Annotated in this window: 15 protein-coding genes and 1 pseudogene; 8 read left to right on the top strand and 8 right to left on the bottom strand. The window is 45.0% G+C overall.

Features of this window, described 5'->3' with window-relative positions; genetic code table 11:
* Positions 1–216: 216 nt before the first annotated feature.
* Positions 217–723 (top strand): MerR family transcriptional regulator, encoded by a 507-nt coding sequence (locus HPL003_RS06960; protein ID WP_014278937.1) that lies wholly within the window; start codon positions 217–219, stop codon positions 721–723.
* On the top strand, positions 720–1,163 hold the full coding sequence (locus tag HPL003_RS06955) for an SRPBCC family protein (protein WP_014278936.1): 444 nt from the start codon (positions 720–722) through the stop codon (positions 1,161–1,163). The genes HPL003_RS06960 and HPL003_RS06955 overlap by 4 nt, the downstream gene beginning before the upstream one ends.
* Positions 1,164–1,225: 62 nt before the next feature.
* On the opposite strand, the gene HPL003_RS06950 is transcribed toward HPL003_RS06955, so the two are convergent.
* The 4 genes from HPL003_RS06950 to HPL003_RS06935 form a co-directional block, all read right to left on the bottom strand.
* On the bottom strand, positions 1,226–1,471 hold the full coding sequence (locus tag HPL003_RS06950) for a hypothetical protein (RefSeq protein WP_238533454.1): 246 nt from the start codon (positions 1,469–1,471) through the stop codon (positions 1,226–1,228).
* A 92-nt stretch (positions 1,472–1,563) separates the two neighbouring features.
* On the bottom strand, positions 1,564–2,130 hold the full coding sequence (locus tag HPL003_RS06945; RefSeq protein ID WP_014278933.1) for a DUF4062 domain-containing protein: 567 nt from the start codon (positions 2,128–2,130) through the stop codon (positions 1,564–1,566).
* A gap of 279 nt (positions 2,131–2,409) precedes the next feature.
* Positions 2,410–2,835, bottom strand: coding sequence for a hypothetical protein (locus HPL003_RS06940; protein ID WP_014278932.1), 426 nt, complete (start codon positions 2,833–2,835; stop codon positions 2,410–2,412).
* A 284-nt stretch (positions 2,836–3,119) separates the two neighbouring features.
* Positions 3,120–3,812: a YetF domain-containing protein gene (locus HPL003_RS06935; RefSeq protein WP_014278931.1), complete on the bottom strand. Its 693-nt coding sequence runs from the start codon at positions 3,810–3,812 to the stop codon at positions 3,120–3,122.
* Between the two features lie 152 nt (positions 3,813–3,964).
* Here HPL003_RS06935 and HPL003_RS29650 point away from each other — a divergent pair.
* Together HPL003_RS29650 and HPL003_RS29645 are read left to right on the top strand one after the other, a co-directional pair.
* Positions 3,965–4,108: pseudogene (locus HPL003_RS29650) on the top strand (DUF4303 domain-containing protein); the annotation flags it as partial.
* 11 nt (positions 4,109–4,119) lie between these two features.
* Positions 4,120–4,365, top strand: a complete 246-nt coding sequence (locus tag HPL003_RS29645; protein ID WP_014278930.1) for a DUF4303 domain-containing protein — start codon at positions 4,120–4,122, stop codon at positions 4,363–4,365.
* Between the two features lie 297 nt (positions 4,366–4,662).
* Here the strand turns inward: HPL003_RS29645 and HPL003_RS06925 are convergent, their stop codons facing one another.
* Positions 4,663–5,562 (bottom strand): alpha/beta hydrolase, encoded by a 900-nt coding sequence (locus HPL003_RS06925; RefSeq protein WP_014278928.1) that lies wholly within the window; start codon positions 5,560–5,562, stop codon positions 4,663–4,665.
* A 596-nt stretch (positions 5,563–6,158) separates the two neighbouring features.
* Here HPL003_RS06925 and HPL003_RS06920 point away from each other — a divergent pair.
* Entirely contained in the window at positions 6,159–6,686 is a 528-nt protein-coding gene (locus HPL003_RS06920; RefSeq protein ID WP_014278927.1) for a hypothetical protein, read from the top strand.
* A gap of 67 nt (positions 6,687–6,753) precedes the next feature.
* On the opposite strand, the gene HPL003_RS06915 is transcribed toward HPL003_RS06920, so the two are convergent.
* The gene (locus HPL003_RS06915; protein ID WP_014278926.1) at positions 6,754–7,134 is read right to left on the bottom strand and encodes a hypothetical protein; all 381 of its coding nucleotides are present in this window, start codon (positions 7,132–7,134) and stop codon (positions 6,754–6,756) included.
* A gap of 178 nt (positions 7,135–7,312) precedes the next feature.
* Between HPL003_RS06915 and HPL003_RS06910 the strand changes: the two genes are divergently transcribed.
* Together HPL003_RS06910 and HPL003_RS06905 are read left to right on the top strand one after the other, a co-directional pair.
* Positions 7,313–8,647, top strand: coding sequence for an SMI1/KNR4 family protein (locus tag HPL003_RS06910; RefSeq protein ID WP_014278925.1), 1,335 nt, complete (start codon positions 7,313–7,315; stop codon positions 8,645–8,647).
* Between the two features lie 158 nt (positions 8,648–8,805).
* Positions 8,806–9,408: a class I SAM-dependent methyltransferase gene (locus HPL003_RS06905; RefSeq protein WP_014278924.1), complete on the top strand. Its 603-nt coding sequence runs from the start codon at positions 8,806–8,808 to the stop codon at positions 9,406–9,408.
* A gap of 136 nt (positions 9,409–9,544) precedes the next feature.
* Here the strand turns inward: HPL003_RS06905 and HPL003_RS06900 are convergent, their stop codons facing one another.
* Both HPL003_RS06900 and HPL003_RS06895 read right to left on the bottom strand, forming a co-directional pair.
* Positions 9,545–10,966 carry an MDR family MFS transporter gene (locus tag HPL003_RS06900; RefSeq protein ID WP_014278923.1) on the bottom strand — a complete coding sequence of 474 codons (1,422 nt, stop codon included), beginning with the start codon at positions 10,964–10,966 and terminating at the stop codon, positions 9,545–9,547.
* Positions 10,967–11,282: 316 nt separating this feature from the next.
* Positions 11,283–11,522, bottom strand: a complete 240-nt coding sequence (locus HPL003_RS06895; protein ID WP_014278922.1) for a hypothetical protein — start codon at positions 11,520–11,522, stop codon at positions 11,283–11,285.
* A gap of 312 nt (positions 11,523–11,834) precedes the next feature.
* On the opposite strand from HPL003_RS06895, the gene HPL003_RS06890 reads away from it, so the two are divergent.
* Positions 11,835–12,368 (top strand): YceI family protein, encoded by a 534-nt coding sequence (locus tag HPL003_RS06890; RefSeq protein WP_014278921.1) that lies wholly within the window; start codon positions 11,835–11,837, stop codon positions 12,366–12,368.
* Positions 12,369–12,414: the final 46 nt, after the last annotated feature.

The following is a 12,414-nucleotide window of genomic DNA, read 5'->3' as shown; positions in this document are numbered from 1 at the left end:
GTTCAATGAAAGTACTCTATAAACGATCAGGGAGCTGCCGCGGCATGCTCCTTTCGTTTTTGGAAGGGCTCAGCTAATATATTTCGGATTATACGGGAAGCTCAAGGGATAAGCTGATAGTGAAAAAGCCTAACGATATGCTTGCACCTTACGTGACGTAAGGTTTTATAATAAAGCTACCGGTATAAAGCTAGCGCCAAAGAGTGGAGATGGTTAATGAAGACATATTGGAAGATCGGGGACCTCGCCAATCTGACGGGACTTACCGTACGAACCTTGCGGTTTTATGATCAAATTGGGTTGTTCACGCCGTCAGGCCAGACTGAATCCGGTCACAGGCTGTACAGTGAATCGGATTTGTCGCGTTTGCACCAGATTTTATCGCTTAAGGAGCTGGGGCTATCTCTTGAGGAGATTAAGTCGGCCTTAAGTGGCGGGCAAATCAGTCCGCTTGAGATCGTTAACCTGCAGATAAACCGAATCAAAGAGCAGATCAAATTGCAGCAAAAATTATTGGAGCAGCTCGGATATGTATCCAAGCTTATGCAGGGCAAAGCGCAATTAACGGTTGAGGATTTCACGAGCCTTCTGCAAGCGATGAAAATGGGATTTGAGAAGCCGGTCATTGAGCGACAAACGATGTGGGAGCGACATTTGGATCTGTTGGGAGATGTTCTTATCGAGGAGAGTGTAATGCTGAAACCTAAGGAGGAAAATGAATGAACGAACGAATTGTCAAACATGCGACCTTCGTCGTCGAGCGGACTTATGCTGTTTCGCCGGGGCGGGTATACCAAGCCTGGGCTGACCCGACTGCCAAAGCCAAGTGGTTTTCGAAGCCGGAAATCTTCGAATTTCGGGTTGGCGGGCGCGAGTACAGCAGCGGTGGGCCACCCGAAGGGCCGATCTTTACGTTCGACGCCAGTTACCAGGAACTTGTTCCGGAGCAGCGCATTGTCTACACGTATACCCTGGATTCGGACAGTACACGCATTTCAGTCTCGATTACAACGGTCGAGCTTATCGAGGTAGAGGGCGGCACGAAACTGATTTTTACGGAGCAAGGAGCGTACTTTGACGGGCACGATACGCCGGAAGTACGAGAACACGGTACAAACCTCATGTTGGACGCACTGGGCACGGTATTTGAAGGGGAAGTATAACGATTATTGAAAATTGGAAAAAGGCGATAGCTGTGAGCCGTCGCCTTTAAACCAACTTTCATTTATTTTACGTAGTAATGAAGAGGATATGTGCGGTATTGGGAAGGAGCCATCTTTTCCGATGTGTAGAACCCAGCAGGTGCTTGAAGCAAATCAGGGATACGATTGACGGTTGTTGCACAAGTAAGCTCTACCGTTGCCGGGCAAGCGATGTTGACCTCTGTCTGCGGCTCGCCTTTAATAACCCAGTCGTTGTGATCCACTTCGTCCTCTGCATACACTTTACCGATACATTCCGTTACGATCACCGGCTGGAATCGTTTTGCCGAGTGTAGTGGAGTGAAGATCTTTATCATGCGTCATCGGAATCAGTTGTTGATCCATCGACTTAATGGTCCTTTCATTTCTTTTTCTCCAACTCCGCCGTTAATCTTGCATTCTCTTCCAACAGCTTCTGAACGTCCGGGACATCCTTGCCGGAAACCCAGCCATACAAATCGTCTCTTGCTGCATACTCCGGTAATTGATCACGAAGTACCATTTTAATGTGCCGTACATCTTCAACATAATAGATAGGGATTTGTTCCATGACCGATTGCTTAAACTCTTGAAACTCCTGATAGTATTCAATTGCTGCGAAGTCGTATGGCTTTTGTCTTAATGCTTCATCTGTGACAACAAAAGCAAATCTAGGTTTGCCCACTTCTCCAGCATACTCATATTCCCAATGTATATAGCTTTTGGATTCATCAGGAAGCGTTAAACCATAGAATCCTCCGAGAATCAGGAGATATACATCGGACTCGTCAATCCATCTCTTCCTAATTTTCATTGGACTTTCTTTGAAAAATTGCTCGATTCCAGCAGGGATATGACCGGCTTGAAGTACGGCTTCAACAGCGGTATGTCTTTCCTCAATAAGATCGTAGTAAGTAGACGATATGTAAATTTGTAGTTTTTTTCTCATAGGCCCACCCAAGTTAAAGGATTAGTATAAATAGAATCTACCACTCTCTCACTTTATTTGTCAAAATTGAATGGGGGTTTCATGTGGCAATGTTTCCCCCATGTGGAAAAACTGAATATGGGCTAGTTAACGGTTATGAAGATGGTACATTTAGAATCGTATTCCTTTTAGGAAACCAGAGCACCTCCTAATTGAGGTGCTCTGGTTTTTGCAGCAGTGATTAGTTGTTTTGGACGTGAACTGCCTATTTGTGCGTGACATCGATGATAAGAGGCGATGTTAGTTTCTGGTTTTAACAGCTAACCCACTAAATGATATTGGTCCTACAACATCTACTCTTGTATTTGCAGTACGGTTTTCTGCTGTGACTGTGTAAGAATGAGTACCTGCTTTTACATTTCTATCTTCAGCTTGGAAGGTAACTATATAATTTTGCTCTGAACCCGTAGATTCGATACCCTGCTGTGTGTTGAAAATTTCTGTATTACCGCGGAAGACTCTAAAGCGAACTTGCCCAATGCCTTTGACACCTCTGACACCAACGGATGCTATCAAGTCTACCCGGTTCGGTTGAGAATTCACTGGAATCCGTATTGCGATCGTTGCTATGCCAGATTTTTGTGGGGAACGTCGAATAGTAAACGATTTGGCCGGGTTAAAGCGACTAAGCGACTGTACGGCCGATTTATCAAGGATACGTACCACAATATCAACTCCTCTTATGTGATGCTCCAATTTATGTGAGATTCAGAGAGAATGATTGGGCAAAATTAACATAATTAATAGCTTGTTGTTTCTTGACGATAAACGCGTTAAGCTGAACCGTATCATAAGTAATTGCAAGTTTTGTGCGATAGGATGATGTGGTACCTAAAGAAGGGGCTTATGCTTGCAGAAGTAAAAGCCCCTCCGCTTTTTTTGGTTGGATGGGGCCAATTCTAAGGTTGTTGAAGGTTGGGTTGAACTCAAGTAGTCGCTATTGGGTCTTTTTATGGGATCGAATCCTGGTATTTGTCGATATACAGCGTCCCGTCCAATTGGAGCTCTGCGTAAAATACTTGATCCAAAGAATGAATGCTGGCTTTCTTTAATTGTTGGTTGAGCCAGGCAACGGAGACATCCATTTTTATAAGATTTTTTTCTACGATTTTGCCGTCAATGATAAGCTCAGTCGGGATTCTTTGAATAGGCGTAACGGTTGCTTTGATATCTTTTTTTGTTGCAGGCAGTAGTTCTTCTTTTCTCAACACACTGAGTTTACCGTCAGGTTCCAGAATTGCAAATTCGACTTCTTTGGGTGAGAAGACATCTTTGTTCCGAAGCAACATGATTAAATCGTCGATGTTGAGGTGTTGTTTAGCCAATGCCTTTTCCAAAATCTCTCCTTTTTTGATGAGAATCGTAGGCTGGCCGTCGAGAATCTCACGAGCTTTGACGGAGTACAATCCGGTCAATGCTATGATGAACGCCAGGAGCGACCATAAGACCAAGCTAGATATTCCTTGCAGCAGTGTGATTTGTCTGTTGACGATAATCTCGGCAGTGGTGGAGCCGAAGGTGATCCCTGTTACATAATTGAAAAACGTTAGATGCCCGACTTGTTTTTTACCGAGCAGACGCGTCAAAACGAGTAGAGCAACGAAGGACGTTGCCGTACGAAATAGAATTTCTCCATACGTCATGTGCTGAGCTCCTTGCATAACAGATAGTTTTAGATTGGCCTTCATTTCCATCTGCTATACAAGGATCCAGGTAAAAAGTAGGTAGATTTAGGACGAATAATCTTTATAGTGGAAATAAGATATATATTTTATAGGGCTAAGGGGCGATTGCCATGAAACCGACGCAAGAAATAGAGGCGCTAGCGGTAGAGATTGCCGGTGTGGCTAGGACGTCCTTTCGCACTCTTTTTGAAAATGGCGAACGTTACTATTACTGCACGCTATTTACTACTGGAGAGGGACATGCGCCGAGCATCTCCGCCTGGTCATGGGAGGCCTTGAAGAGGGAAGCGGCCAGGCAAGAGACGAAAGTGACACGCCGGGATCAACGATTGCGGAACTCATCAAATGGTCCTATGCCGATTCACCCTATTGTTGTTTCAGGGATGAGAGCTTCGATGATGTTAATGTCGAGGTCATGCCGCCGGATGAGATCAATACCGAAATTGCCTTACGTTTGAATCGGACGGAGTCTCCGGCTATGCAAGCATGGCTGGCGGAAGCAGCGGAGTAGGGGCATTCGCATTTAAGAAATCCGAAGAAAAAGGCCTGATAGGCGGTTATGACGTGGAGCACCAGGTCTATGCGGATTCATGCAACTTTACAGAGTTCCTAGCGTAGCCTTGAAATGCACCTCATTAAGTTTCTCGAGGGGGAGTTGTAAGATGCTGTTTGGATTCCTGCAAAGTAGATACGCAAAAAAGCTGGACGGAAAACTCACGTTTTTTGTCCAGCTTTCATTTTAGGGACTTATTGTACAGCCCCATGGGCTTTATGCTACGTAAGAAGCGCGCAATCGCTACAGTTTTATTTACTTAAAGATACGTTGCGAAAATTGATACAGCCCGCTGCTCCAAACTTTCCCTTCATGTCCGCCCACATCCAGATACCACATGTGCGGGATATTCATGGTGTTCAAGCTATTATGGAAATTTTGGCTGACCCCCAGTAAATTGTCCGAAGAGCCGCATGACAGCCACAGCAGTTTCAGTTGGCTGGCAACCTGAGACGGATTGGTGATGAGCTGCGATGCCGACTTCGTATTAGGAGCGGATGAGAACGCGCCAATCCAAGAGAATTTATCCAGATGGGTTAATCCGAAGTTCAGCGTTTGTCCGCCTCCCATCGACAAGCCGGCCAGCGCGCGATGCTGCCGATCTTTATACACCGGATAATGGGAATCGATGTAAGGAATAAGGTCATTGATCAGATCGAACTCAAACCTTTCGAAGGCGGCTACCTTGTCCGGAGCATAAATATCGCCTATCGGACGATCATCTTTCATTGCGCGGCCGTTCGGGAATACCACAATCATCGGCTCCAGTTTGTTCTCGGAGTAGAGGTTGTCGAGGATATTTCTCGGATTCATACCATTGAGCCATTCATTCTGATCCCCACCAATACCATGCAGCAAGTAGAGGACGTTATAGGTTTTCGAAGGTGTATAGCCCGGAGGCGTATACACCATCGCGTTCCTAGACTTGCCTACTGTTGTGGAATAATAGGAAATCTGCTGCACGTTCCCGTGCGGGATATTTTGGCGGTAAGCATCATATCCCCGCGGAGCCGGAATTACGGATCCGCTGGCAGCTGCGACAGCAGAATTGCTCTGATCTTGATCTTGTGTTTCGGATGCAGCATAGGACATTGTCGGCACCAGCAACGTAGTCACCAAAGCCAGACTTAAAATGCGAGTTAAGGCTTTCTTCATTGTACTTTTTCTCCTTGATTTGTGAATTCTATTGGCCTTGCTAGTTTGGAGTGAACGCTGATTCACTCTGTTCTGTTACTCTCTCAGAAGCTATTCTCCTTGCTACTATCAATTTGTAATCCCTTTCAAAACTGAGTGACCTTCCCCTCCTCCTACCCGCAGCACCTATGCTCAAGAATCAAAGCAATGCTCAGCTATTAATGTAAGCGCATACAAATGTATGGTACCATAATTTTCATATTATGTAAATCGTAATTTGTGGATTGAATAGTCAGATATCTACATCTGAGAGTAGAAAGCAGTTAGCTTGGCAACTAGTGATAATGGCAACGGTTCGAACATCAGCGTATCCATGGTACACTGGGATACCTCGTGCCGGTGTAGGCCAGAAAGATTCCCTCATAATAGTTGTCCAGTTTTCTGTTGACAATTCAATATTGCATTGTATGTCTGGATAAGGTGCTGTTATCAGGCTAAAGCCCCGATGACGACGAGCCCATCAAGCGATTTTTGGCGTGCGCATGCCCCATTCGCACAAGCAGGCAGCCCGCCCCTGGCGTAAACTGAGTTATAATCAGTGAGCGAGGTGAACTTCCATGGCACAATCGAAAGAGATGCGTGCACGGGCTAAGAAGTTTCAGGGCCATCCGGTCTACGTCACCCTGCACAGCGGAGAGACCTACGTCGGCTACATCACAGACGTTAATCACGGCGGGTTGGTACTTGCCAGCGCTGGAGTCTCCCCACGCGCTTCTTCCGGGAAGCAAGACTCCCGATCTCTCAAGCGCAGAGCTGGTGCGCATGCCCCGGGCGTCCGTCTCGGCAACCGGAAAAGCGGCGCGCGTAAGCCGTCTGGCCGTTCGCGCTCCCGCAAGCCGGACGCCAAGGTGTCTGCATTCCTGCCGATGATGGGCTCGCTGTTAGGCGGCCTGGGCGGCGCCACTGCGGGCGCAGGAGGGCTTGGCGGTATGCTCGGCGGCGGCTTGCGGCTGTTCGGCATGATCCAGAAATTTGTCCCGGTCGTAAAGATGGGCTACGGCATGATCAAGTCCATTCGCCCGTTTTTTGGCGCCGTTAAAGGCTTGATGCCCACGGCCAGTCCGGCCACGCCCGATAACGAATAATCGTATACCTGCTGACGTTAAGCCCCCTTTGAGTGGTCAAAGGGGGCTAGCCCACAAACCATTACGACTACCACTGTCTAATCCAAATCGGATTTAACTCGGAATAGCCCATTTCTTTTAGTAAATCCCAGGCATGATCCAGAACTTGAGGCTTCCCCTGGATCCAAAGCTCTTGTCGTTTTGCCATCAAGTAAGAGATGATTTCAGCGATATGCTTGGGTTTACCCAGATGGATGACAGTTTCCGTTTCATTATTTTGTGCTGAAATGTCATAAAAGGACCACAAAGTACGAGGCTCTTCTTCAGGAGGATCTGCCTGGAAGATGAGCGTGATTTTGATGTTTTTATTCTCTTTGGGAGATAGGTTTAAGATGAAGCGAGACCCGCCTGAATACCAATAAACGAATGCATAACCGTCGACCGTAATATTTCTTAATTGGCTTTTCATTATTCTCTCCCTCACTATATGTTGGTTAAAAATGATCTGCGTTTGATGAGTTTAGTTAAATAATTATGTCGTTGAGATACATATCATTGTCAAGAGGTAAGATCCATAGAAAAAATGTCGAAATTGCTGGATGAGCAAGCAAAGGAAACCTGGCTATAGTCAACAGGAGGGTTCAAATATGTGGTTTGGGAAGAAAGAAACGCAACTGGATCGAATAAAAAGCAAACTGAGTCAAGCCATGCGCAAAGACACGGCTTTCTCGGTGTTTGGAGCATCCTCACATCAATACAGGGTTGATGAGAAGCTTACAGCAAAAGAGCTGGTGGACTGGCAAGCCCACAATCAGGTCACACTTCCTGAGCCTTATGCGCTGTTTTTAACGAAAATCGGCAACGGAGGCGCCGGACCCTATTATGGAATTTATTCAATTGAAAAGGCAGCTTCCTACACCGAGCGCCAGGCACTCCTTGCAAAATCCGTTCTGCATCCCGGGATGAGCAAAGAGGAATGGAACCATCTAATTGAGCCCCTGACTAAGGACGAGGACATTCCTGATGAGGAATATGACGACACCTGTAATAAGGTGCTGGGCGGCATGTTGTGCATAGGCACCCAAGGCTGCGAATATGACATGTATCTCGTACTTGAAGGGAAATATAGGGGGAGAATTGTGTACACCTCCGATTTCCATCCCGATCATCCTTTTTTCTTTGTCTATGAAGACAGCTTTCTGGACTGGTACGAGCGTTGGCTGGATGAAATTATTCTGGATTATGATATCGGGTGGTTTGGTAGTCGAATGCCGGGTGATGAGAATGCGCTGATTCAGATTTATCAGAGCGCTCCAAACAAAGAAATCCAAGCAAAAGCACTTGATGGAATGTTCAAGTTTAAGAAAGTCTCTCAGCCAACCCTTGGTTTTTTGAAAAATATTGCGGAGCAAAGCCCAAAAAATCGGACCACAGCCATTTGGCTAATCTGCAAGACTTCTTTTGACGCGGGTAGAACATATCTTCTGGAGCTGTTGCGATCGGATGGACATGAGGGTTTTCTGCAAGCCTTACAGATTCTGCATGCTTCCAGTAAAACTGCGGATTTAACGGAATTTATTCCAGTGATCTTGCAAAGGCTTGACAGGATTCACGACCCGGAAACGTTGCGTTATACAGGGTATATCTTGGAAGATAACGGTGCGATTACTCTCCAGAACTTTGCGCCTTTCTTGTGTCACGCCGACCCCAAAATGCAAGCCACTGCCATCTATGCCGCGCGCAGTTGCGAAAACAAGCTGGGAAGCTGGCAGATCATTGAACAGATATTGAGGGAGGGCAGCCCGGAGGTTCTGAATAACTTGATTTTATACTGGGGCATTATTCCACATGGGAGGTTGCTGCCTTACTATAAGGCGGTATGGCCGAAATATAAAAGCAATCCGAATTTCAGAGAAAAATTTATCGGTTGTTTGCGAGAACTACATTTGCCAGATGATTATTTCGACAAAGATGAATCGTAATGAAGGCGTACATGAACCACCCCAAGGTTGTCTCCTCCATTCATACAGAGGTTTTGTTTTTCCATAAGCACTAATAAGAATGTGGACTAAATGCTAATGCTTCGATAGAATATCATTGTTGTATTCAGGATTTTATTAAGGCAGATTGGAGAGGTAAAATGGGAAATACGGATAAGTTTGAAATGATAGCTAATGTATATGACACTTCTGAAAGAATTCAAATTGCAAAGGCATCATCTGATGCCATTCGTGAATATGTAGTTGACGCTAAAAGTAAGAATGCTATTGATTTTGGGTGTGGGACGGGGCTTGTCGGAATGAGCTTGTTAAATGATTTTAATTCTATGCTTTTTCTGGATACTTCACAAAACATGATTAATCAAATAAAGCAAAAAATTACTGATCTTCATATTCAGAATGCAGATACATTATGCTTTGATTTTGAAAAGGAAGGTCTATCGGATCTTCATGCTGACTATATTTTTATGGCTCAGGTTCTACTCCATATTCATGATGTTGAATTCGTTTTATCCAGATTATTGGATGTTCTAAATGAAGGAGGACATTTACTAATCGTAGATTTTAATAAAAATGAAAAAGTAGTTTCCGATATAGTTCATAACGGGTTTAATCAAGAAGAGCTGGCTGACATTATGACTAAAATAGGTTATAGAGATATTCAATACAAAACTTTTTATAATGGAAGTAAAATATTCATGGGACAAGATGCATCTATGTTTATTCTTGATTCTCGAAAATAAACTTTTAGGCAGAAATCAGATCCCCTTATAGTTAGCGCTTCTAAGGTACAACGAAATAAAAGGCCGCCCCTTATGAGACAGCCCATGCTTCTTGTACGGTTTTAAACTTATGATTCAATCTGTGCCTAGTAATGAATTAATTATGTTCAGGTGGCTTTTTTATAAACCAACCCAGCGCCAGAATAAGTATTGCCAGAATAAATTCAATCCAAAAAACCGTTTGTAGACCGGAAACCATGCTTTGTGTCTTCTCATGCATCGCAGTGGGATTGAGCGAATGGTGGAGATAACGATTGGCTCCAGACGACATGATGCCGACGAACAACGCGATGCCAATTCCCCCTGCAATCTGTTGGAGCGTATTGTATATGGCTGTGCCATGAGGAACCAGGTGACGTGGAAGTTGATTCAACCCTGTCGTCTGAGCCGGCATGACGACGAACGACATGCCTAAGAATAAGAGGATATGATTGAACAGAACGGAACCTTGTGTTGTATCACTGTCGATGCCGGTAAACAGCCACAACGATATGGCGATCAGGAACAGTCCGGGCACAATTACGAGTCTCGGCTCGAATTTATCGAGTAATTTCCCCGATACCGGCATCAGCATTCCGTTCAAAATGCTACCTGGCATTAGAAGTAAGCCTGTCGCGAATGCGGTCAACTTCATCACATCCTGCATATAGAACGGCAGCAATGTTGTTGTGGCGAATAGAACCATCATCAGAATTACAATCAATACCGCAACCAGAGAAAACGTGGAATGCCGGAATACGGAAAGATCGATCAACGGCTCTTTGATCTTAAGCTGGCGCCATACAAGCAAGAGCAATAAAAGGCTACCTATTGCAATCGATCCGTAACCTTCTGGCTCAAGAGAGACACTTGTTTGGCTGAAGCCATAGGTGACGCAGCCGAAACCGACGGTTGACATCACAATGGATACAAGATCGACCCTTGGCTTGGTCAGTTCTGTCACATTCTTTAAATACACGAATGCATAAATCATCGAAAACAGTGCGACAGGAATCACCATGTAGAACAGCCATCGCCATTGAACGGTATCGATAATTAAGCCAGACAAAGCCGGTCCGATGACAGGGGCGACCATGATGACCAGCCCCATGAGACCCATGGCGGCACCCCGGCGTTCTGGAGGATAGAGGGCGATAATCGTATTCATCATCAACGGGATCAATAATCCTGTCCCGCAAGCCTGAACAACCCTGCCCATCAGCAAGATTCCGAATCCCGGGGATACTGCACACAAGCAGGTACCGGCCAAAAATAACGCCATCGCAGACATAAACATCTGGCGAGTCGTGAACCATTGCTGTAGTAATGCGGTCACCGGCACCAGTACGCCGATCACGAGCATATAACCCGTCGATAACCATTGTATGGTCGAAGCAGCAACGTTAAATTCTCTCATCAACGCAGGAAACGCATTGGTAAGTAAATTTTCGTTAAGAAACGCGACAAATGTACCGATGAGTAGAGCGGTTAATATTGCCCCTCTCTTCATTCCTCTTGCATCTTGAGCCTGATTGTCCATCTTCTACCTCCCGATTGTTCATTACGTTCCGTCCATTGTTTGTATATCGCTTATCCCGCAACGCCTGAAGATCATTCTACGTGAAGTGGGATGAATTGGAAAAAGCGAAATTGCTCATCATACTCGGAAATTCATTCATATTTCGAAAGCATAAGGGGGGCTCCCCCACGGTGTCGCTCATTCGCGCATTATTTCTTGACAAGATGAGGTTAGGGGATTATGATAACGTGCCGGTCAACTCTACAAGGCAAATAAAATCAAAAAGGCTGACTTTTCGTAGTGCCTTGGCACCGGAATCGTCAGCCTATCGTGCAGATTATCCTACACCATCACTTTCTAACAAGGAATAAAAATGATCACGGTCTTGGTCATCAAATTTGCCAAGTGTCCGTACCCTAACAAATTCATGTCCGCCATACATGTCTATTTCCTCACCGTACCTATTGTAGAGCGCGATCATATTGCCATCCTGATTCAGCTCCATGTACCCGTAACATTTTGATTCAGGCGCTTCACCGTAAAAGAGCGTAAATTTGATTTTGATCACTCTGTGCATGCAGATCCTCCCTTCCTGTCTTTCATATTGGCTTTGAATATATACAGTATTCTCCATAAAATGTCAACAGATAAAATTTAGAGTATCAGTCTTAAATGATCGACACCTGCGAGCTCACCTTCGATTTAATTATGACGTGGCGGAGCCTGAACATTCCGAAATCGGATTTACGAGGAAGCCGAAAAAATGCTAAAACGCTACTGACATCCCGTTGTCAGTAGCGTTTTTGTATATTAGGAGCATGCGAATAGCGCAGTGTTTTGGAGATAGGGTGACCTTTCTCAAATCTTATCATAGAGGTGGAATTTAATTATGAGCAATATCAATTGGGAAGTGGATCCGGACCACAGCTCCGTCGAGTTTTCGGTGACGCATTTAATGATTAATAAAATCAAAGGAGTATTCGAGCATTTCCAAGCGGTCTTGAGTTTTGACCCCAATGATTTAACAACCATGGGTATTCAGGCTTCCATAGATGCAAATAGTATCACAACTCGCCAATCGCAACGAGATGAACACCTGAAGAGCGACGACTTCCTTCATGCTGCCAAGTATCCGACCATTACGTTTCAAAGCACCAGCTGCGTCCTTACTGGCGAAAGGCAATATGAACTTACGGGCAATCTAACTTTGCATGGAGTAACAAAACCCATCACTTTTCATACCGTTTTTGAAGGACTAAACAAAGACCCTCGCGGCCGGGAACGTGTAGGATTTCATTCAACAGCCAGTATCGAACGTAATGAATTTGGCTTGACATTCAACTCGCATCTGGAAAAAGGCGGGATTGTTGTCGCGAACGAAGTGAGAATCGAACTTTATATCGAGGCAATTAAAATAGATTAGCAATCCTAAAGGTCATCCTTTTATCGGGATGGTCCTTATTCAAAAA

Source organism: Paenibacillus terrae HPL-003, from assembly GCF_000235585.1.
GTDB lineage: Bacteria > Bacillota > Bacilli > Paenibacillales > Paenibacillaceae > Paenibacillus > Paenibacillus terrae_B.
Note: the sequence above shows the minus strand (reverse complement) of the source record. Positions and strands in the feature narration are given on the sequence as shown.